The organism is Cetobacterium sp. ZWU0022 (assembly GCF_000800875.1).
In the GTDB taxonomy this organism is placed as follows: domain Bacteria; phylum Fusobacteriota; class Fusobacteriia; order Fusobacteriales; family Fusobacteriaceae; genus Cetobacterium_A.
Map to the genome: position 1 here is coordinate 108,999 of NZ_JRJZ01000039.1, position 22,279 is coordinate 131,277.

Here is a 22,279-nt window from a genome sequence, read left to right on the forward strand (position 1 = left end):
ATGTTTGTTTTTAAGTGGCTTTTTAACTTTATTAAATTTATTGTCAGAGAGATTTCATCTATGATTATAAAGTTTGCTTTTCTTATACTTCTAGGAGTTATTGCTTTCAATTATTTTTCAAATAACAAAAAGACTACAATAACTAAAAAATCATATTTAAAAGTTGATCTTTCAAAAACTTACACTGAAACTCTTATTCAAAATCCGTTGAGTTTCAATTCTAAAGGCATTAACTTTTATCAACTTTTAAAGTCTATATCGCTTTCGAAAGATGATTCAAATGTTGAAGGTATCTTATTATTTTTCGATAATAATACTTTAAGTAAAAGTCAAATTAATGAATTAGGAGAGGTTTTAAATGAATTTAAAGTCTCTAATAAACCTATATACTCATATGGTGCTTTAATGGACAATAACTCTTTACTTTTAAGTAGTTATTCTACCGAAACTTTGATGCCACCTTCTGCATCAACTTCAGTTAATATAAGTGGTTATAGTAAGGATATTCCTTATTTTAAAAATTTAACTGAAAAATTAGGTATTGATGTCAATGTCATTCATGTTGGTGATTTCAAAACCTATGGTGAAAATTATACGAGAAATGAGATGTCGGAAGAAAATCGTTCTGATTTAAAAAGAGTTTTAAATAAAGGTTATTCTTATTTCGTAGAAGATATATCTAAAAATCTTTCTATCGAAAAAGGTTCTATTGATGATGCTATTTTAAATGGCGAGTTGATGGGTGAATCATCTGAAGCTCTATCTAAATATAATTTAATAACCTCTCTTAAATATTGGGAGAACTTTAAAAAAGAAAAAAATATTGATAATATAATGGATATAGAAAGCTATGCTACTACTTTAAAATCTGTTTCAGCAGATAACAAAATTGCCATTATATATGCTGATGGTGAAATTAACTATACCGCTTCTAGAAATCCGACAGCCAGTACTATAACTCCAGATAGATTTATTTCAGCTTTAGAAAAAGCCTCTGAAGATAACTCTATCAAAGGAATTGTTATAAGAGTTAATTCACCAGGTGGGTCTGCTTTAGCTTCTGATATTATCTATAACTCTATCAAAAATATTGAAAAACCAGTTTATATATCTATCGGAAGTGTCGCAGCATCTGGTGGATATTATATCTCTACTGCAGCAAAAAAGATTTTTGCAGATAAAAATAGTATTACAGGTTCTATTGGTGTGGTTAGCTTAATTCCAAACTTTAAAACTTTAAGTGATAAAGTTGGAATAAATATGAACGAAATAAACTTAGGAAAATTTGCTGATTTATACTCTTTAACTTCACCTATGACTGATGAAAGAAAGGAAAAAATCTATTCAGCTAACTTCAAAGTTTATCACGAATTTTTGAATAGAGTGGCCTCTGGAAGAGGTATGACTATTGAAGATGTTGAAAAAATTGCTCAAGGAAAAATTTGGTTAGGAAAAGAAGCTTTAGATAATGGTCTTATAGACTCTTTAGGAAGTCTTAATACTACAGTTACAACTCTAGCAACAGATTTAGAAATAGCTGATAATTTCAGTGTTATAGAGATCGCATATGAAGAGGATTTAAGATCTATCTTCGAAGCTTCGCTACTTCCTATACAAAAAATTCTATCTTTAAAAAACCTTACCAATACAAAGAATCTTAAAAGCTTTGTAGAAAATGAAGAGATCTTTTTCAAACCGATTTTATATTTAAGCTTTTAAATCTTTGGTTGAAAATCTACTCTAAATTATGATATAATCATAACAATTACATAATATGTTCTAGGAGGGATTAAATTGGTTAGAAAAATAAAAGGACAAAAAACTACTGGAGGAAACTCTCAATCTGATATTTTAAGACAAGCTCAAGCTATGCAACAACAAATGCTTGCTGTTCAAGATTCATTAAAAGAGAAAGAAGTTGAGGCTTCTGTTGGTGGTGGAGCTGTTGTAGTTAGAGCTAACGGACAAAAAGATATCGTTTCTATTAAAATATCTGAAGAGACTATAAAAGATGCTGTTGAAGATAAAGAGATGTTAGAAGATTTAGTTCTTTCTGCTGTTACTGAAGCTATGAGACAAGCTGATGAGTTAGCTGAAAAAGAGATGTCTGCTGTTACTGGTGGAATCAACATCCCTGGATTATTCTAATCTCAATTTAAAGCACCGATACAATAAGTATTGGTGCTTTTTTTTACTCTAAATTTATGTTATAATTATTTGAAAATACTTTGATTATAGGTGGTTTTTTAATGGAAAATAACAAATATAAAAAATATGGTTTAATGCTTTACTACCTACTAAAAATTATTTCTAAAACAATGAAAATAGAGGTTATTAAAAGTCCTAAACTTATAGATGGTGAAGGGTATGTTTGTGGATTCTGGCACAATAAACTTGTTGGTGCATCTTTAGGTCTCCTAAACTTCTCAGAAAAAAAAGCCGTTTTAGCAAGTCCTTCTAAAGATGGAGAGCTAATCTCTGTTCCTTTAGAAAAAATGGGCTTCACTATGGTTAGAGGGTCTTCTGGTAAAGACTCGATAAAATCTGTTTTAAAACTTATCAAACTTGTTAAAGCTGGATATAGTGCTGGAACTCCTTTAGATGGACCAAAAGGACCTATCTACGAAGTTAAGCCTGGAATGCTTTACCTTGCTCAAAAATCTGGAAAAGCTCTCGTACCTGTTGGAGTTGCTTTTAACAATAAATGGATTTTTGAAAAAGCTTGGGATAAATTCCAAATGCCAAAACCATTTTCTAAAATGGTTTGTGTAATTGGTGAACCTATTTTTATTCCAAGTGATGCTAATCTAGATGACTATCTAGAATTAGTTAAAACTACATTATTCGAAATGGATAAAATAGCTGAACAAAAATTGAATACAAAAAACTAAAAGAAAATAATGATTTGAAAGGAGATTAATAGATGAGTAAAAATTTTTATGTAACTACACCTATATACTACGTTAATGGAGATCCACATGTTGGAAGTGCCTATACGACTATCGCAGCTGATGTTTTAGCTAGATATAAAAAATCTAAAGGATTCGATGTTTTCTTCCTTACAGGAACTGATGAACACGGACAAAAAGTTGAGGAAGCAGCTAAAATGAGAGACTTAACTCCTCAAGCTTGGACAGATTCTATGGCTCCTAGATTTATAGATATGTGGAAAGCATTAGATATAAACTATACTGATTTTATCAGAACAACTGAGCCTAGACACAAAGATGCTGTTAAAAAAATATTAAAAACAGTTCATGATAAAGGAGATATATATAAGGGTGAATACGAAGGTAAATACTGTGTTTCTTGTGAAACTTTCGTTCCTGAAAATCAAATTGTAAATGGTAATCACTGCCCTGACTGTGGAAAAGAGTTAAGAACAGTTAAAGAGGAGTCATACTTCTTTAAAATGTCAAAATATCAAGATGCTTTACTTGATCATATTGAAAAACACCCTGATTTTATTCTTCCTCACTCTAGAAAAAATGAAGTTGTATCTTTCATAAAGCAAGGATTACAAGATCTTTCTATCTCTAGAAATACATTTGAATGGGGAATCCCTATAGAGTTTGCACCTGGACATATAACTTATGTTTGGTTTGATGCTCTTACAAACTATCTAACTGCTGTTGGATATGAAAATAGTGCTGAATTATTCGATAAATTCTGGAATAATGGAGAAGTTGTTCACCTTTTAGGAAAAGATATCTTAAGATTCCATGCTATTATTTGGCCTTGTATGTTACTTTCTGCTGGAGTAAAACTTCCAGATAAAATAGTTGCTCACGGATGGTGGACTTCTGAAGGTGAAAAAATGTCAAAATCTAAAGGAAACGTAGTAGCTCCATTAGATGAAATTGCAAAATATGGTGTTGACGCTTTTAGATACTGTTTAATGAGAGAAGTTAATTTCGGAAATGACGGAGATTATTCAACTCCATCTATCGTTACAAGAATTAACTCTGACCTTGCTAACGACCTTGGAAATCTTTTAAATAGAACTCTTGGAATGTACGGTAAATACTTCAATGGAGTTATTACAAAAGGAGAGGTTCTTGAAGAGATTGATGAAACTGTTAAAACTCTTTGGGATGAAACAATTTCAGCTGTAGATTATCATATAAATAGAGTTGAATTCTCTAGAGCTTTAGAAGCTATCTGGAAATTTATCTCTAGAATGAATAAATATGTTGATGAAACTGCTCCTTGGCTTCTTATAAAAGATGAAGCTAAAAAAGAGAGACTTGCAACTGTTATGAACTTCTTAGTTCAATCATTATACAAAGTTGCTATTTTAACAGCTCCATATATGCCAACTGCATCACAAAAGATTTGGAATCAGCTTGGTGTTAACACTAACATCTTAGATGCTAATTTAGATTCTGTAAACGGATGGAATTTATTCTCTGAAGGTCATGTTTTAGGTACTGCTGAACCTATATTCCCTAGACTTGAAGTTGAAAAGAAAGAGGCTAAAAAAGATCCTCTTGCTATAAATGAAGACTTAAAAATTGAAAACCCAATCGAAATTGCTGATTTCGATAAAGTAGATATCCAAGTAGTTGAAATATTAGAAGCTAGTAACATCGAAGGCGCTGATAAGCTTCTTAAATTCAAAGTAAAAACTGCTAACGAAGTTAGACAAATTGTTTCTGGAATTGCAAAATACTATCCAACACCTTCTGAACTTGTTGGAAAGAAAGTTTTAGCTATTTTAAACCTTCCACCGGTTAATTTAAGAGGGGTTCTTTCTCAAGGAATGCTTTTAAGCTCTACTGAAAAGAAAAGATTAAAACTTGTTGAAGTAGACTCAACTGTTAAAGTTGGAGCTAAAATAAAATAATTTTTAGGGGGATTTATCTATGAAAAAAGTTACAAAAGCTGTTATACCTGCAGCGGGATTAGGGACTAGAGTTTTACCTGCAACAAAAGCCCAACCAAAAGAGATGCTTGTTATAGTTGACAAGCCATCTCTTCAATACATTGTCGAGGAACTTGTAGAGTCTGGAATTACCGACATTGTAATTGTTACTGGAAGAAACAAAAACTCTATCGAAGATCACTTTGATTTCTCTTTTGAATTAGAAAATACTTTAGAAAGAGATGGAAAATTTGATCTTCTAAAAAAAATTGATGATATCTCAAGTATGGCAAATATCTATTATGTTAGACAAAACCATCCTTTAGGTCTTGGACATGCTATTTTAAAAGCTAAATCATTTATTGGAGATGACCCATTTGTTATCGCTCTTGGAGATGATATCGTTTATAATCCTGACGCACCTGTAGCTAAGCAACTAATTGATGTCTACGAAAAATATGGAAGTAGCGTAATTGGAGTTCAAGAAGTTGAAAACAATGATGTTTCTAAATATGGAATCGTTAAACCATCTGCAACTTTAGATGAAAATACTGTAGAAATGGTTGACTTTATTGAAAAACCATCACTAGAAGAAGCTCCATCAAACCTTGCTTGTCTTGGAAGATATCTTTTAGATGGTGAGATATTTAAATATCTAGAAACTACTACTCCTGGAAAAGGTGGAGAGATTCAATTAACAGATGCTATTTTACAAATGTTAAATGACAATAAAAAGGTTGTTGCATATAATTTTGAAGGAAAAAGATACGATATTGGAAACAAAATAGGTCTTTTAAAAGCCAACATTGAATTTGGACTTAGAAATGAAGAAACAAAAGATGACCTTATAAAATATTTAAAAGAGGAAATCAAGTTTTAACGGAGGATTTTTATCATGGCTAAATTATTAAAATTTAATGCTGATGCAAGAAAAAAATTAGAAAATGGAGTTAATATTTTAGCTGATGCTGTTAAAATCACTTTAGGACCTAGAGGAAGAAATGTTGTTTTAGAAAAAGCATATGGACCTCCTCTTATTACAAATGATGGTGTTTCTATTGCGAAGGAAATTGAATTAGAAGATCCTTTCGAAAATATGGGAGCACAACTTATAAAAGAGGTTGCTACTAAAGCTAATGATGTTGCTGGAGACGGAACTACTACAGCAACAATCTTAGCTCAAGCCATCGTAAAAGAAGGACTTAAAATGGTTTCTGCTGGAGCTAATCCTATTTTTGTAAAAAAAGGAATTGAGAAAGCTACTAAAAAAGCTATTGAATTACTTTTAGAAAAATCAAAAAAAGTTCAATCTAACAGCGAAATATCTCAAGTTGCATCCATCTCTGCAGGAGATAGTGAGATCGGGTCTCTTATCGCTAAAGCTATGGATAAAGTTGGTGAAAGTGGGGTAATCAGTGTTGAAGAAGCACGTTCTTTAGAAACGTCTTTAGATGTTGTTGAAGGTATGGAGTTTGAAAAAGGTTATCTTTCTCCTTATATGGTTACTAACTCTGAAAGAATGGAAGCTATCTTAGAAAACCCATTTATTTTAATAACAGACAAAAAAATATCTACTATGAAAGAGTTATTACCTCTTTTAGAAAAAACAGTTCAGACATCTAAACCTCTACTTATTATAGCTGACGATTTAGATGGTGAAGCTCTAGCTACTTTAGTTTTAAATAAAATTAGAGGAACTCTTAATGTTACTGGAGTTAAAGCTCCTGCGTTTGGAGATAGAAGAAAAGCTATGCTAGAAGACATTGCTATTCTTACTGGTGGAACGGTTGTTTCTGAAGATAAAGGAATGAAAATAGAGGAAACTGACCTTACTCAACTTGGAAGAGCAAAAAAAATAAAAGTTACTAAAGATTCTACTGTTATCATTGATGGATTCAGTAATGAAGAGCAATTAGATAGTCGAATATTACATATCAAAAATCAACTCTCTTTGACAGATTCAGAGTATGATAGAGAAAAACTACAAGAAAGATTAGCTAAACTTTCTGGTGGAGTAGCTATTATTAAAGTTGGAGCTGCAACTGAAGTTGAAATGAAAGAGAAAAAACTTAGAATAGAGGATGCTTTAAATGCAACTAGAGCTGCTATTGAAGAGGGTGTTGTTCCTGGAGGTGGAGTAGCTCTTGCTGAAATTGCTAACCAAATGGAAGATTTTATTTTAGATGGCGAAGAGGGGATTGGTGCTAATATTTTAAAAAGATCTTTAACTTCTCCCCTAAAACAGATTGCTATCAACGCTGGTTTAGACGGTGGAGTTGTTTTAGAAAAGGTTAAAAACTTAGCCGAGGGTTATGGTCTTAATGCAGCTACAGAAGAATATGTTCACATGATTGAGAACGGAATTATTGACCCTACAAAAGTTACACGTTCAGCTCTGCAAAACGCGACATCTATTGCAGCTTTAATATTAACAACAGAGGTTATTATTGCAAATAAAAAAGAACCTATTAGTGAAAACTTAAACTCTAATATGGGGGACATATAATATAAAGGGGAGGATTTTAAAATGGATAAATTTACACTTGAAAATTACAACAACTGGTTAACTTCAGATTATATTGATTTAGAGGATAGAAAAGATTTAGAGAGTATTAAAGATAATGAAAAAGAGATTGAAGATAGATTCTACACAAATCTTTCTTTTGGAACTGGAGGAATGAGAGGAGTTAGAGGAGTAGGTATCAATAGAATCAATAAATATACTATTAGAAAAGCTACTCAAGGTCTTGCTAATTATATCTTAGAAGCTTCTGGTGAAACAGGAAAAAAGATGGGAGTAGCAATTGCTTACGACTGTAGAATTGGATCTGAAGAATATGCTTTAAACTCTGCTCTTGTTTTAGCTGGAAATGGAATCAAAGCTTATCTATTCAAATCTTTAAGATCAACACCTGAGCTTTCTTTCGCAGTAAGAGAACTTAAATGTATTGCTGGTATTGTTGTTACAGCATCTCATAATCCTCAAGAATACAACGGATATAAAGTTTATTGGAACGATGGTTGTCAAATTATTGATCCACAAGCCACTGGTGTTGTTACTAATGTTAACAATGTAAATTCATTTGAGGACATAAAACTTATTGATAAAGATACTGCTATTGAAGCTGGTCTTTTAGAATATATCTCTGAAGATATGGATACAAAATTTATAGAAGCTGTTAAAAAACAAATTATCCATCACGAAATTCCAGGAAAAGAGGATTTTAAAATTGTTTACTCTCCTTTACATGGAACTGGAGGAAGACCTGTTAAAAGAGTATTCTCTGAAACTGGATTTAACTCAATATACATAGTTGCTGAACAAGAGCAACCAGATGGAAACTTCCCAACTTGTTCATATGCAAATCCTGAAGATCCTGCAGTGTTTAAGTTAAGTACTGAATTAGCTGATAAAGTTGGAGCTAAGCTTTGTATGGCAAACGATCCTGATGCTGATAGAATCGGAGTTGCTGTTAAAGATGAATGTGGAACTTGGTTATATCCAAATGGAAACCAAATTGGACTTTTACTTATGAACTATATCTTAGAAAATAAGAAAGATATCCCTAAAAATGGCGCTGTAATTTCTACTGTAGTTTCTACACCTATGCTAGATGCAGTTGCTAAAGAAAAAGGTGTTGAAATATTTAGAACTTTAACAGGATTTAAATTTATTGGTGAAAAAATTAGAGAGTTCGAAGAGGGGAAATATGATGCAACATTCCTTATGGGATTCGAAGAATCATACGGATATCTTGTTGGAACTCATGCTAGAGATAAAGATGCGGTTGTAGCAACTTTATTAATTGCTGAAATGGCAGCTTACTACGCTAGCGTTGGATCATCAATACCTAAAGAGTTAAAAAAATTATATGATAAATTTGGTTACTATAGAGAAGGGATTATAGCTGTTACTAAAAAAGGAAAAGATGGTGTTGAAGCAATTTCTAAAATAATGAGCAGTTTAAGAGAGAATGTAACGGACTCTTTAATTGGTCAAAATGTTATTTCAAAAAGAGATTTTAATACTGGATATAACGGATTACCTAAATCCGATGTTATCCAATTTGTATTAGAGGACAATACATACATCACTGCTAGACCTTCTGGAACTGAACCAAAAATAAAATATTATTTCTGTGTTGTTGGAACAACAGAAAAAGATGCTGATGAAAAATTAGCAAAAGCTATGAAGTCTTTTGAAGCTTTTGTTGATTAAAAAGCCTTGGAGGAATTATGCTTAGTGGAATGTATATACATATTCCTTTTTGTTTAAATAAATGTAACTACTGTGACTTTCTATCTTTTAAATCTACTGTTGAAGAAAGAGAGAAATATGTAGATGCAATTATTTCAGAAATCAATATGTATCCAAAATTCCCTCTTGAAACTGTTTATTTTGGTGGTGGAACTCCATCTCTTTTAACTCCTGAACAAGTTAAAAGAATTTTATCTAATTTAGACATAAAAGAGGGTGCTGAAGTTACCCTAGAAGTAAATCCTAAAACTGTCGATTTTGAAAAGTTTAAACTTTTTAAAGATGCCGGAATAAACAGAGTTAGTATTGGTATTCAGAGTTTTAACGATGAAAAACTTAAAATGCTTGGTAGATTACACTCCTCTTCTCAAGGAGAGGAAGCTTTCTTTTTAGCTAGAAAAGCTGGATTTGAAAACATCAGTTTGGATTTGATGTTTTCACTTCCTAACCAAAGTATAGATGATTTAAAAGATGATTTAAATCATCTTTTCTCTTTAAAACCTGAGCACTTTTCTATATACTCTTTGATTTGGGAAGAGGGTACAGATTTTTTTGCAAAGCTCGAAGCTGGTGTATATAAAGAAACTGAAAATGATTTAGAAGCTTCTATGTATGAGTTAATCATAGATAGTGCTCAAAAAAATGGTTATATCCACTATGAAATTTCAAATTTTTCTCTACCAGGAAAAAGAGCTATACATAATACAAAGTACTGGAAAAATGAGGAGTATCTAGGTATTGGTATTGGTGCTTCTGGATATTTCGAAAACGTTAGATATAAAAATGTCTTAAAGTTTCCTGAATATTATGGTAAAATATTAGATAATGTAAAACCAATCTTAGAAGAAGAATTTGTCAACGATGACGAAAAAGAGATTTATGAATATATATTAGGACTAAGAATTATTCCAGATGGAATAACTCCTAGAGGTAAATATATTGATCTTTGTGATGAGCTAGTTAAAGATGGATTTTTAGTTAAAAACAATTCTAACTATAAACTATCTCAAAAAGGTGTCCTTATGGCCAACGATGTCTTTGACAAATTTATTTAGTTATTAGGAGGAGATTGTGGGAATTTCAGAAAATATAAATGAAATTTTAATAGACATCAATAAACATTCACCTTATCCTGAAAAGGTAAATTTAATTGCTGTAACAAAATATGTTGATACTGAAATTATAAAAGAGGTTCTTTCTAATGGTGGTAGAACTTTAGGTGAAAATAAAGTTCAAGTATTAACTAAAAAATATGAAGAACTTTGTGATTTTTCTATAGAACATAAGTGGCACTTTATAGGTAATCTTCAAAAAAATAAAGTGAAATATATAGCTTCATTCATTGACATGATTCATTCTGTCAATAAATTATCCCTTGCTCAAGAGATAAATAAAAGAGCTAAAGAGCACAATAGAACAATTGATGTTCTTATCGAAATAAACTTATTTGAAGAGGAAAGTAAAGAGGGATATCAATATACTGACTTTTTAAATGATATTCCAGACTTATTAGAGTTAGAAAATGTAAATATTAAAGGATTTATGACTATGGCTCCATATACTGATAATGAGGAATTAATAAGAGCAGGTTTCAGAAAGTTAAGAGAATTAAAAGAGGAGATGAACACTCTTTACTTCAATAATAGCTTATCTGAACTTTCTATGGGAATGAGTAATGACTATAAAATCGCTCTTGAAGAAGGAGCTACTCTAATAAGAGTAGGTAGTAAAATATTTGAATAATTTGTGGAGGTTTCAATGAAAATTACTAAATTTAAAAATGCTTTTAAAGATTTTACTGATAGTGTTGGACTTACTTTCGATCCTGAAGAGGAAGGGTACGAAGAGTACGAAGAGGAAAATGAATCTATTCCTGTTCCTAGATTTACTGCTGCTAGTAATTCTAAAGAGGATATTCTTCCTCCTTTCACTAATAATACGGTTCCTAGAGCTGAGATTAAAACACCTATTAACAATACAGTTCAAGAGGATTGTCAAACTATATTCGTAAACCCTAAAAGTTTTGCAGAATGTAGAAAAATTGCAGATTATATAAAAAATGATAAAGTGGTTACACTAAATCTAGAAAATGTAAATGGAAAAGATGCCCAAAGAATTCTTGATTTCTTAAGTGGTGCTATAAATATAAAAGAAGCTAAATGGATTCCAATTAGTAGAAATGTATTTACATCTGTTCCTAAAAATATCAACTTCCTATACGACGGGAAAAATGATTTGAAACAAAATACTTTTTTAGATATTGACCACGAATAATTAATGGAGGTTAATAAATGAAAGCATTGGCACTTTTTTCTGGAGGACTTGATAGTGCTCTAGCAATAAAAATTATAAAAGATCAAGGTATAGAAGTAATCGCTCTTAACTTTGTTTCACACTTCTTTGGTGGAAAAAATGAAAAGGCTGAAAATATGGCCAAGCAACTTGGAGTTCAACTTGAGTATGTTAACTTTACTAGCGCTCATACTGAAATCTTAAAAAATCCTGTGCATGGACGTGGAAAAAATATGAATCCTTGTATTGATTGTCACGCTCTTATGTTTAAAACAGCTGGAGATCTTATGGAGAAGTTCGGTGCTTCTTTCATAATTTCTGGTGAAGTTCTTGGACAAAGACCTATGTCACAAAACTACCAAGCATTAGAAAAAGTTAAGGCTATGTCACCTGGACTTGAAAATCTTATTGTAAGACCATTATCAGCTAAGCTTTTACCAGAAAGTGAGCCTGAAAAATTAGGATGGGTTGATAGAGAAAAACTTCTTGATATTCAAGGAAGAAGTAGAAAAACTCAAATGGAGTTAATGGATAAATTTGGAATTGTTGATTATCCAACACCTGGTGGTGGATGTCTTTTAACTGACCCTGGTTACTCAAAAAGATTACGTATTTTAGAAGAGGATGGCCTTTTAGAAGATGAACACTCTAATCTATTCCATCTTTTAAAGATTGGAAGATTCTTCAGATTTGAAAAAGGAAAATACTTAATCGTTGGAAGAGAACAAGATGATAACATTAAAATAAATGAATTTAAATCTTATGGTTCTCTATTCATTAGAGGAAAAGAAGTTCCTGGTCCACACATGGTTGGATTTGGAGATCTTTCTAAAGAGCAAATCGATTTTGCTTTAAATCTTTTCTCTAGATACTCTAAAGTAAAAGGAAATGCGGAATTAACTCTTCTTATAAACGGAGAAGATGTTACTATTCCTGCTGTGAATCTAGAAGCTTTAAGTGAAGAGATTGCTAAATATCAAATTACAATGTAACAAAACAGCTAAGAGAAATCTTAGCTGTTTTTTGAATCTACTGTTTAAAGGAGAAATTTATGTATACTATAAAAAATGTATCTGAAATGGTAGGACTTTCATCTTACACAATTAGATACTATGATAAATGTGGATTAATGCCTTTTGTTGCTAGAAATAAAAATGGTATTAGAGAGTTTACTGAAGATGATGTTTTTTGGATTGAAATCATAAAATGTTTAAAAAATACTGGAATGACAATTGAAGATATTAGAGCTATTGTCGATTTAAGTTTAAAAGGAGATCATACTAAAGAGGAAAGAAAAACTATTCTTCTTGAACATAGAAAAAAAATCTTAGAACAAATAGAAGATTTAAATAGTAATCTTAGAAAATTAGATGCTAAAATTGCATGGTACGAAAATAATTCTATTTGTTGTGAATAAAATTGTTGACTTAGAGTCATCTCTAAGGTTTATAATCTGACTAATTACAAATAGGAGGTTGATTTTATGTTAAATTTTAATTTTTATAATCCAACACACATTGTTTTTGGAAAAGATACTTTAGATCAATTAAATAGTTTAGTTCCTGCGGATGCAAAAGTTTTGATTACTTATGGTGGAGGTTCGGTTAATAAGTTTGGAACTTTGGATAAGGTTATTCAAAATCTTCCTGGTAGAGAGATATTTCAATTTGGTGGTATTGAACCAAATCCTCAATATAGCACACTTATGAAGGCTGTACAAATTGCAAAAGATGAAAATGTAGATTTTCTTCTTGCTGTAGGTGGTGGTTCTGTTATGGACGGAACTAAGTTTATAGCTTTAGCTTCTAGATACGAAGGAGATTGCTTAGACTTACTTACTCCAGAGTTTGACTTAGCTCCTGTTGACAGTGCTATTCCAATGGGAACTGTTGTAACTCTTCCAGCTACTGGATCAGAGATGAATAACGGTGCTGTTATCAGTCATAAAAATTTAAAGGTTCCTGTATTTAGTATGTTTACTTTCCCTAAGTTCTCTATACTAGATCCAACTTTAACTTTTACTCTTCCAACTACACAAGTTGCCAACGGAATAATAGATACTTTTATTCATACAGTTGAACAATACGTTACATATCCTGTAGATGCAAGATTCCAAGATAGAACTGCTGAAGGGATTTTAAAAACTTTAATAGAGATTGGTAAAACAACAATTGATGAGCCTACAAATTATGACGCTAGAGCAAATCTCGTTTGGTGTGCTACTATGGCTTTAAATGGTCTTATCGGTGCTGGAGTTCCACAAGACTGGACTACTCACATGATTGGTCATGAAGTTACGGCTATGTTTGGAATAGATCACGCTAAAACTCTTGCTATTCTACAACCTGCTATCTGGGAGATTAGAAAAGATAAAAAGAGAGCTAAATTAATCCAATATGCTGAGCGTGTTTGGGATATAACTGAAGCAGATGAAAATCTAAAAATAGAGTTGGCGATTCAAAAAACTCGTGCTTTCTTTGAGGATTTAGGGGTTAAAACTCATCTTTCTGACTATGATATAACAGCAGAGAGAATTGAAGATCTAATCGAAGCTTTAAACAATAATAATAGAACTGCTCTTTCTGAAACTGGAGATTTAACTTTAGAAATTAGTAGAGAAATTCTTAAAAAAGCATTATAATATATTTCTAGAGGCTGAGAAGTTTTTCTCAGCCATTTTTTAAAGAGGTGATTATTTTGAATATAGATTTAATACATGAAGCAAATCGTTGCTTAAACTGCAAAAAACCACTTTGTAAAATACACTGCCCTATATCAACAGATATTCCTAACATTATAAATCTGTTTAAAGAAAATAAAATAGCTGAAGCTGGGGAGGCTTTATTTTTAAACAACCCACTTTCTATATTTTGTTCTATAGTTTGCCCTCATGAAGAGCAATGTAAAGGTCATTGTATAAAAGGAATCAAAGAGACTCCTGTTGAGTTCCCATTGATTGAAAAAGAGATATCTACAAAGTATCTTTCAACTCTTCCTTTAGATAAAAAAGAAAACAATAATATTGATGTCGCTATTATCGGTGGTGGACCTGCTGGTATCACATCTGCTATTCTTTTAGCTAAAGAGGGGTTTAAAGTAACTATTTTTGAAGCATTCTCTAAGCTTGGTGGAGTTTTAAGATATGGAATTCCTGAATTTAGACTTTCTAGAGATTTAACTGATACTTTTGAAAAATATCTGTTAAGCCTTGGAGTAAAAATAAAATATAATACTCTTGTTGGTCCAACACATAGTATTCAAAACTTAAAAGATGATGGATTCAAATATATTATTATTACTACAGGAGTTTGGAATCCAAAACCAATGGATATCAAAGGAGAAACAAAAGGTAATGTTCACTACGCTATAAACTATCTTGTATCTCCTGAATCATACAGCTTAGGTGACAATGTTTTAGTTATTGGTGGTGGAAATGTTGCTATGGATGCTGCAAGAGTTGCTAAAAGGCTGGGAAGCTCTGTGACTGTTATGTATAGACGTGGAGAAGAGGATATGCCTGCTACTAAAGTTGAAATAGCCGAAGCAAAAGAGGATGGTGTAGAATTTAAATTCTATTACGCTCCAAAAGAGATTTTAGATGAGAAAATGATTTTCTTAAGAACTGAATCACTGACTGACGAATCTGGAAGAAAAAAACTTATTACTTTAGAAGATAGCGATATCGCTGTTAAATACAGTTCAGTTATTGTTGCTGTCAGCCAAGGTCCTAAGAAAAATATAGTTTCATCTGAGGATAGAATTAGCACTGAAAAATGGGGAACTGTTGTTGTTTCTGATAATTTTGAAACAACTCTAGATAATGTTTTCTCTTGTGGAGATGTTGTCACTGGTCCTAAAACCGTTGTTGCAGCAGTTAATGACGCTAAAAAAATGATTAATAATATATTAAACAAAGAGGGATTGATTTAATCAATCCCTCTCTTTTATATTACTTAATTTTATTATATTCTTCTAAAGCTCTTCTAAGTATTATCATTGAATTTTCTATATCGTCAACACTTGTACAGAATGAGAATCTCACTTCGTTCTCTCCTTTTCCAGAAGTTTGATAGAACCCTGGACCTGGAGCTAGCAGTAATGTCTGATTTTCATAAGAGTAATCTGTCAATAACCATTTCGCAAACTTCTCTGCATTATCTATTGGTAGTTTTGCAAAAGCATAGAATGCTCCATGAGGTTTATAGCATACAACCCCTGGAATTCTATTTAGATACGAGAATAATAAATCTCTTCTATTTTGATATTTTATTCTTACATCTTCTAAATAGTTATCCATCGTATTTATTAAATTTGCTGCTGCATGTTGCTCTATTGTTGAAACACAAAGTCTAGCTTGACTAAACTTCATTATACAGCTCATAAGTTCTTTATTTTTACTTGCAATAAGACCTATTCTAGCCCCACAAGCACTATAGTGTTTAGATATACTATCTACTAATATAACTCTATCTTCTACATCCTCTAGTTGCATAAATGATGTATAAGGAATATCATCATATACAAATTGTCTGTACACTTCATCCGCTATAATATACAAATCCTTTTCTTTTGCAATCTCTGCTATCATTTCAATCTCTTCTTTAGTATAAACTGTTCCTGTTGGATTTACAGGATTCGAAAGCATTATTGCCCTTGTTCTTTCATTTATTAAAGATTCAATTTTTGCTTTTGATGGAAGGTGAAAACTTGTTTCTATAGTTGTCTCTATAGGTAATACCTCTGCCCCTGCAAATTGACAGAAACTTGTATAGTTCGAATAAAATGGTTCGGGTATTAATACATTATCTCCCTCATTACATATAGCCATTAAAACGAACATTATCGCTTCACTACCACCTTGAGTTATTAATAAATCCTCCTCATTTACATTTATTCCCATCTTCTGATAGCTCTTTGCAAAGCTTTCTAAAAGTTGTGGAATACCTTGAGAGTGAGAGTATTTTACTATTTTCTCTTGATAGTTATGTAATCCTTCAAAAAATGAATCCGGAGTTACTACATTTGGTTGCCCTATATTTAACTTATATACTTTTATTCCTTTTGCTTCTGCTGCATCGGCCAGAGGAATCAACTTTCTTATTGGTGAAAAATTCATTTCTAATGCTCTTTTTGATAATTTCATTTTGATCCTCCTAGCTTTTGTTATAAATATTTTTATTTTTCTAAATATGATACGATATTTTTTATCTAAAGTCAACTACTCGTTTATCAAAAAAGGAGTAGATTAATCTACTCCTCTTCAATATTTTTTATTATTTTCCCCAAGTATCTGGAGTTTTATTCCACTTTAATGCGATTTCTGCATCTTCTGAATCTATGTAATTCTCTTCTGTTGCTACATCAATTAATGACGCAAAATTTGAAAGAGTTGTCCAAGGAATTCTATCTGCTTCGAAGTTTTTATAAGCTTTTTCAAACTCATATGAGAATATTGCTAAAACTTCAACATCTGTAGCTCCAGCTTCTCTTGCAGCTGCTACTGCTTTTATAGAACTTCCTCCTGTAGAGATTAAATCTTCTATTATGATAACCTTTTTCCCTTCAAATTCAGCACCTTCTATTTGTCTTCCAGCACCATGAGCTTTCTTTTCTCCTCTGATATACGCCATTGGAATATTCATCTCTTGAGCTATAAATGCTGCCCAAGGAATTCCTGCTGTTGCTGTTCCTGCTACAATATCAAACTCTTTTTCTTTTAAAACTTCAATGAAAGCGTCTACTACTACTTGTCTTTCTTTTGGGAATCCTATCATCTTTCTGTTATCACAGTAAATTGGGCTTTTAATTCCTGAAACAAAAGTAAATGGATCCTTTACACTTAATCTAACTGCCTCTGTTCCTAATAATGATTTTGCTATATTCTTCTCTCTAGACATTTTTATAACTCACTCCTTCTCCGATTTTTTCTATAAAACTATTTCCATCATAAACTACCTTACCTCTCACTAAAGTTGAAAGTACTTTTCCCCCTCCAACAATTCCAACGTAAGGTGTCCATCCACATTTTGAAACTACATCCTCGTTTTTTATAACTTCTTTTCTTGTTATATCTACAACTACTAAGTCAGCATCATATCCAATATCTAAAATTCCCTTGTTATCTATCCCAAATATTTTAGCTGGATTTTCTGACATAACTTTTTGTAAAGTTTTCATATCTATCTTTTTATTTAACTCTTTTAGCATCAACTCTAATGAGTTTTCAACTCCAGGTATTCCATACGTCACTTTTGAATTTTTTTCTTCTAAAGTATGAGGAGCATGATCTGTTCCTATCGTATCTATAGTTCCATCCATTAACCCTTCCCAAAGAGCCTCGTTATCCTCTTTCTCTTTTAACTCTGGCTTCATTAGCAGTAATGAGTTAGCCATACTAGAATCTAAAAACAGATGGTGCGGTGCAACCTCTCCATATATTTTTAGTCCCTCTTTTTTTGCTGCTCTTAACTTTTCTACCTCACTCTTTTTAGACAGATGACATAGGTATAAAGGTTTTCTAAATTTTCTAGCTAAATCTATCGCTCTATCAACCATCTCTTCTTCAGCGTGCACAGATACAATTTTAGATTCCTTGAAAAGATTTTCTAAAACCTTATCCTCTTCTACCAACATATCCCCTGTTGACATATTTAGGAAAATCTTTGTTGAAGCTACTCTTTTTCTAACTTTTTTTATCTCTTCGCTATTATCTAGTTTGCTTCCCCCAAAATGAAATCCATAATCCACATAGCTTCTACTCTCAGAGTTTCTTTCTTTTGCTGTTAGAATCTCCTCAGTTGTTGTATTTGGAACTGTATTTGGCATATCTATAAATGTTGTTACCCCACCCTTTGCACAGGCCATACTTCCTGTTTCAAAGTCCTCTTTATAATCAAGTCCTGGATCTCTCATATGTGTATGAGCATCTATTACTCCTGGCAATACCCAGTTTCCATCCACATCTATTATCTCATCAATATCTAACTCCTCTACTTCAGAACAGTTATATATTTTTACAATTTTTCCATCTTGAACTAATATATCTTTTATACCCTCTTCTCCATGATATAAAACCTTACAGTTCTTTAGCAACATAACGCTTTAACTCCTTCCTCTATCTCAGCTAAAACACTCTTTGCCGCTTCTACAGGATTTTCATTTTTAGTTATTGGTCTTCCTACTACTAAGTAGTCACATCCATTTAATATTGCATCTTTTGGAGTCATTATTCTCTCTTGGTCATCAGCTACAGACCACTTAGGTCTTACACCTGGACATACAGTTTTAAAGTCTTCTCCACATAACTCTTTTATAGCCTTAGCTTCCCATGGTGAACAAACTATCCCATCCATTCCAGCTGTTTTAGTTAACTTAGCTAAGTTTAATGCTAAATCTTTTAATGAAAGTTGACTTTGGAAAGTCTCTTTTAATCCCTCTTCTGAGAAACTTGTTAAGATTGTTACAGCTATCGATAAAATCTCTGGGTTTATCTCTTTTACTCTTTTTGCTACAGATTCCATCATCGCTCTTCCACCACTTGCATGAACATTGAACATAAATACATTTTGTCTTGCTGCAAACAACGATGCCATAGTTGTTGTATTTGGAATATCATGGAACTTAAGATCTAAGAAAACTTTCTTTCCTTTTTCTGTTAAATAATCTACCATTGCTCCTTTTGAGTTTAAGAATAATTCTAATCCCACTTTATAGAATGAAACCGTATCTCCTAAAACTTCAACTATATTTTTTGCATCCTCCATGTTTGAGTAATCTAATGCTATTATTAATTTATCTTTAATATTCATAATCTTAATCCTCCCTTAACTTTCACTTCTTTTTACTTTTATTTACAGTGTGCTGCTCCAATTATTTCTCCGATATTTTCTAGGTTGTTTTCTTCACAGAATTTTTCCAATCCGGCTTTTATCTCTACAGGTAAAACTGGATTTGTGAATAATCCTGTTCCTAACGATACCATTGTTGCTCCTGCCATCATGAACTCTATTGCATCCTCTGTAGATGATATTCCACCCATTCCAACTATAGGAATATTTACATTTTGATAAACTTGATATACCATTCTTAAAGCTACTGGCTTTACCGCTGGTCCAGAGAATCCTCCAAAAGTGTTCCCTAATACTGGCTTTCTCTTTTTTATATCTATTGCCATTCCAAGTAGAGTATTGATTAAAGAAACTGCATCTGCTCCATTTTCTTCTACTACTTTAGCTATATGAACTATATCTGTTACGTTTGGTGATAACTTTACAATTAAAGGTTTAGTTGTTACCTCTCTAACTGCCTTTGTTACCGCCCCTGCAACTTCTGGTTTTGCACCGAATGCCATTCCACCATCTTTTACATTTGGACAAGATATATTTAACTCTATCATATCAACTTCAGGAATCTGTTCAACTCTTTTAGCTATCTCTACATATTCCTCTATAACTTTTCCATTTATATTTACAATTATTGGTGATTCTATTCCAGAAGCTTTTATATTTTTTACAATAACCTCTTCGAAATAATCAATTCCTGGATTTTCAAGTCCAACACAGTTTAGCATTCCACCTGGAGTCTCTGCTATTCTAGTTCCATAGTTTCCATCTCTAGGCTCCATTGTTATTCCCTTTACAACAATTCCTCCTAAAACATTTGGATCAAAGTAATCTTTATATTCTAAACCAAATCCGAAACATCCAGATGATGTTACCATTGGATTTTTAAACTCTTTTCCTAAAAAATTTGTTTTTAATCTATTCATACTTCCCACTCCCTTATTTTCCACAGCTACATCCAGTGTTTTCTTTTGGATTTACATCTACTATTATTTTTGAATCAAAAACTGGTCCATCATGACAAACTTTTTTCATACCGTCTAACGTTTTTATTGAACATCCTACACAAGCCTTAACTCCACAAGCCATTCTTTCCTCTAGTGAAACTTCACAGAAAACTTCAGCTTTTTGTGATGTTGCCGCTACAGCTTCCATCATCTTATGTGGTCCACACGTTTGCACCATATCTATTTTCTCTTCAGCTAAAACTTTACTTAAAACTGATATTACATTCCCCTTTTCCCCTAAAGAACCATCATCAGTTGTTATATATGTTTTCACTTCATCTAAGTTTAAGTTTCCTAAAATATTTAAAGCTTCCTTGCTTCTTCCACCAGCTATAAATATTACTTCATTTTCTTTTTTCAACTCATCTATAAGCAATTTTGTTGGAGCAATTCCCATTCCCCCTCCTACAACTACACATCTTTTTCCTTTTATAGAAGTTGTAAATCCAGTTCCTAAAGGACCTTGGATATTTAATGAATCTCCAGCTTTAAGAGTTGCAAACTCTTTTGTTCCTCCACCTTTAACTTCGTAATAAAACTCTAAAATGTTTCTATCCTTATCTGCATAGTGAAGACTGATAGGTCTTCTTAAAATTCTTATTTCATTATTTAACTTTAGCATGAAAAATTGTCCAGCTTTTGAATGTTGAGAAGCTTTCGCTGACTCTATTTTCATTAAGTAATAATTTTCTCCAACTTTATGATTTTCTAATACTTTGCAATCTTCTAAAAACATTTTTCCTCCCAAATCTATCTTCAAATTTTTATTTTTTTATATCTTTATTACAATAGTAACAATACTTATGGTCTTTATCTACAACGTATTTGTTATCTGTTTCTTCAAATTTTGTTATACACTTTTCATTCTCACAAACAATCTCTTCTGATTTTCTGATATCTTTTTCTAACATCTCACTTTTAGTAACCTCTACTAATCCCAATGCAATTGAGAAGATTGCTTGTCTTGCCGGAACTCCATTTGCTGCTTGTTCAAAGTATTTTGCATGCTTTGTATCATCTAAATCGATTTTAATCTCATCTACTCTTGGTAGTGGATGAAGAATTATCATCTCATCTTTACACTTTCCAACTATACTCTCTTTATCTATTACATATACTCCAGCTACTTTCTCATAATCTTCTATCTTATCAAATCTTTCTTTTTGTATTCTCGTCATATAAAGAACATCTATCTCTTTTAATATCTCTTTGTAATCAGATATTATATGATACTTTATCCCTTTTTTATCCAACTCTCTTGTTATATACTCAGGTATTTGAATTACTTCAGGTGCTATAAAGTAAAACTCACAGTTGAACATCTCTAATGCTTTTGTCAATGAGTGAACCGTTCTTCCATACTTTAAATCTCCTACGAAAGCTACCTTTTTCCCCTCTATACTTCCCAACTCTTTTTGAATCGTATATAAATCCAACATCGTCTGACTTGGATGCTCATTTGCTCCATCCCCTGCATTTAATAATGGAACTTTTGAGATATCTGCTGCAAAACGAGCTGCACCATCTCTATTGTGTCTCATAACAATTACATCCGAATAAGCTTCTGTCATCTTTATTGTATCTCTCAATGTCTCACCCTTTTTTAATGAAGTTGCATCTGGAGAATCAAACCCTAAAACTTTTGCTCCTAATCTATAAGCCGCTGATGTAAATGATAATCTAGTTCTTGTTGAAGGTTCGAAAAATAAGCTTCCAACTATTTTATTTTTCAAAAGTTCTTCATTTTTCTTCTCTAACTCTTTTGCCACTCTTAAAACTTCTAAAATATCCCCTTTTGTAAAATCTTTCATCGAAATAAAATCTCTCATTTTTCCTCCTTAGAAAATTTGATTAAAAAAAAAGGAATAGAAATTACAAATTAATGTAACTTCTATTCCATATATTAATATTAAAATCAAAAGATAAAAATAATGAAAATAGCGCTTTTTTCTTTTTTTCTTCTTGCTTAAATCCAAAAATACTTAACGATTTCTTCACTTTTTATCCTCCTCGTTTT

The 22,279-nt window shown here is 31.9% G+C and carries 22 protein-coding genes; 14 read left to right on the forward strand and 8 right to left on the reverse strand.

Annotated elements, in window-relative coordinates; translation table 11 throughout:
* The 14 genes from sppA (at position 1) to L988_RS03750 (ending at position 15,344) form a co-directional block, all read left to right on the forward strand.
* The gene (gene sppA, locus L988_RS03685; protein WP_047381699.1) at positions 1–1,719 is read left to right on the forward strand and encodes a signal peptide peptidase SppA; all 1,719 of its coding nucleotides are present in this window, start codon (positions 1–3) and stop codon (positions 1,717–1,719) included.
* 75 nt (positions 1,720–1,794) lie between these two features.
* Positions 1,795–2,148 carry a YbaB/EbfC family nucleoid-associated protein gene (locus L988_RS03690; protein WP_047381702.1) on the forward strand — a complete coding sequence of 118 codons (354 nt, stop codon included), beginning with the start codon at positions 1,795–1,797 and terminating at the stop codon, positions 2,146–2,148.
* Between the two features lie 101 nt (positions 2,149–2,249).
* Entirely contained in the window at positions 2,250–2,891 is a 642-nt protein-coding gene (locus L988_RS03695; protein ID WP_047381704.1) for a lysophospholipid acyltransferase family protein, read from the forward strand.
* Positions 2,892–2,923: 32 nt separating this feature from the next.
* A complete protein-coding gene (gene metG / locus L988_RS03700; RefSeq protein WP_047381706.1) occupies positions 2,924–4,846 on the forward strand; it encodes a methionine--tRNA ligase in 1,923 nt (640 codons plus the stop codon).
* 19 nt (positions 4,847–4,865) lie between these two features.
* Positions 4,866–5,744 carry a UTP--glucose-1-phosphate uridylyltransferase GalU gene (gene galU / locus L988_RS03705; RefSeq protein ID WP_047381707.1) on the forward strand — a complete coding sequence of 293 codons (879 nt, stop codon included), beginning with the start codon at positions 4,866–4,868 and terminating at the stop codon, positions 5,742–5,744.
* A gap of 15 nt (positions 5,745–5,759) precedes the next feature.
* The gene (gene groL / locus L988_RS03710; RefSeq protein ID WP_047381708.1) at positions 5,760–7,370 is read left to right on the forward strand and encodes a chaperonin GroEL; all 1,611 of its coding nucleotides are present in this window, start codon (positions 5,760–5,762) and stop codon (positions 7,368–7,370) included.
* A 21-nt stretch (positions 7,371–7,391) separates the two neighbouring features.
* Positions 7,392–9,083, forward strand: a complete 1,692-nt coding sequence (locus L988_RS03715; protein ID WP_047381710.1) for a phospho-sugar mutase — start codon at positions 7,392–7,394, stop codon at positions 9,081–9,083.
* 17 nt (positions 9,084–9,100) lie between these two features.
* Positions 9,101–10,177 (forward strand): radical SAM family heme chaperone HemW, encoded by a 1,077-nt coding sequence (gene hemW / locus L988_RS03720; RefSeq protein ID WP_047381711.1) that lies wholly within the window; start codon positions 9,101–9,103, stop codon positions 10,175–10,177.
* A gap of 16 nt (positions 10,178–10,193) precedes the next feature.
* Positions 10,194–10,865, forward strand: coding sequence for a YggS family pyridoxal phosphate-dependent enzyme (locus tag L988_RS03725; protein ID WP_047381713.1), 672 nt, complete (start codon positions 10,194–10,196; stop codon positions 10,863–10,865).
* Positions 10,866–10,880: 15 nt separating this feature from the next.
* A complete protein-coding gene (locus L988_RS13215; protein ID WP_052191671.1) occupies positions 10,881–11,396 on the forward strand; it encodes a cell division protein SepF in 516 nt (171 codons plus the stop codon).
* A 17-nt stretch (positions 11,397–11,413) separates the two neighbouring features.
* Positions 11,414–12,406 carry a 7-cyano-7-deazaguanine synthase gene (locus tag L988_RS03735; RefSeq protein ID WP_047381715.1) on the forward strand — a complete coding sequence of 331 codons (993 nt, stop codon included), beginning with the start codon at positions 11,414–11,416 and terminating at the stop codon, positions 12,404–12,406.
* A 59-nt stretch (positions 12,407–12,465) separates the two neighbouring features.
* Positions 12,466–12,831 (forward strand): MerR family transcriptional regulator, encoded by a 366-nt coding sequence (locus L988_RS03740; RefSeq protein ID WP_047381716.1) that lies wholly within the window; start codon positions 12,466–12,468, stop codon positions 12,829–12,831.
* Positions 12,832–12,897: 66 nt separating this feature from the next.
* Complete coding sequence (locus L988_RS03745; RefSeq protein WP_047381718.1) at positions 12,898–14,055, forward strand: iron-containing alcohol dehydrogenase; 1,158 nt, start codon at positions 12,898–12,900, stop codon at positions 14,053–14,055.
* A 56-nt stretch (positions 14,056–14,111) separates the two neighbouring features.
* Complete coding sequence (locus L988_RS03750) at positions 14,112–15,344, forward strand: NAD(P)-dependent oxidoreductase (protein ID WP_197053935.1); 1,233 nt, start codon at positions 14,112–14,114, stop codon at positions 15,342–15,344.
* A gap of 19 nt (positions 15,345–15,363) precedes the next feature.
* Here the strand turns inward: L988_RS03750 and L988_RS03755 are convergent, their stop codons facing one another.
* From L988_RS03755 to L988_RS14025, 8 genes are all read right to left on the reverse strand, one after another.
* The gene (locus L988_RS03755; RefSeq protein WP_047381720.1) at positions 15,364–16,557 is read right to left on the reverse strand and encodes a pyridoxal phosphate-dependent aminotransferase; all 1,194 of its coding nucleotides are present in this window, start codon (positions 16,555–16,557) and stop codon (positions 15,364–15,366) included.
* Between the two features lie 130 nt (positions 16,558–16,687).
* The gene (pyrE, locus tag L988_RS03760) at positions 16,688–17,311 is read right to left on the reverse strand and encodes an orotate phosphoribosyltransferase (RefSeq protein ID WP_047381722.1); all 624 of its coding nucleotides are present in this window, start codon (positions 17,309–17,311) and stop codon (positions 16,688–16,690) included.
* The gene (locus tag L988_RS03765) at positions 17,304–18,509 is read right to left on the reverse strand and encodes a dihydroorotase family protein (protein WP_047381723.1); all 1,206 of its coding nucleotides are present in this window, start codon (positions 18,507–18,509) and stop codon (positions 17,304–17,306) included. The genes pyrE and L988_RS03765 overlap by 8 nt, the downstream gene beginning before the upstream one ends.
* On the reverse strand, positions 18,500–19,222 hold the full coding sequence (gene pyrF, locus L988_RS03770) for an orotidine-5'-phosphate decarboxylase (protein ID WP_047381725.1): 723 nt from the start codon (positions 19,220–19,222) through the stop codon (positions 18,500–18,502). Before pyrF ends, L988_RS03765 begins: the two co-directional genes overlap by 10 nt.
* Before the next feature lie 38 nt (positions 19,223–19,260).
* Positions 19,261–20,181 carry a dihydroorotate dehydrogenase gene (locus tag L988_RS03775; protein ID WP_047381772.1) on the reverse strand — a complete coding sequence of 307 codons (921 nt, stop codon included), beginning with the start codon at positions 20,179–20,181 and terminating at the stop codon, positions 19,261–19,263.
* Positions 20,182–20,194: 13 nt separating this feature from the next.
* Complete coding sequence (locus L988_RS03780) at positions 20,195–20,998, reverse strand: dihydroorotate dehydrogenase electron transfer subunit (protein ID WP_047381729.1); 804 nt, start codon at positions 20,996–20,998, stop codon at positions 20,195–20,197.
* A gap of 28 nt (positions 20,999–21,026) precedes the next feature.
* Positions 21,027–22,091, reverse strand: coding sequence for an aspartate carbamoyltransferase (gene pyrB / locus L988_RS03785; RefSeq protein WP_047381731.1), 1,065 nt, complete (start codon positions 22,089–22,091; stop codon positions 21,027–21,029).
* A gap of 43 nt (positions 22,092–22,134) precedes the next feature.
* Positions 22,135–22,260: a hypothetical protein gene (locus L988_RS14025; RefSeq protein WP_255359923.1), complete on the reverse strand. Its 126-nt coding sequence runs from the start codon at positions 22,258–22,260 to the stop codon at positions 22,135–22,137.
* Positions 22,261–22,279: the final 19 nt, after the last annotated feature.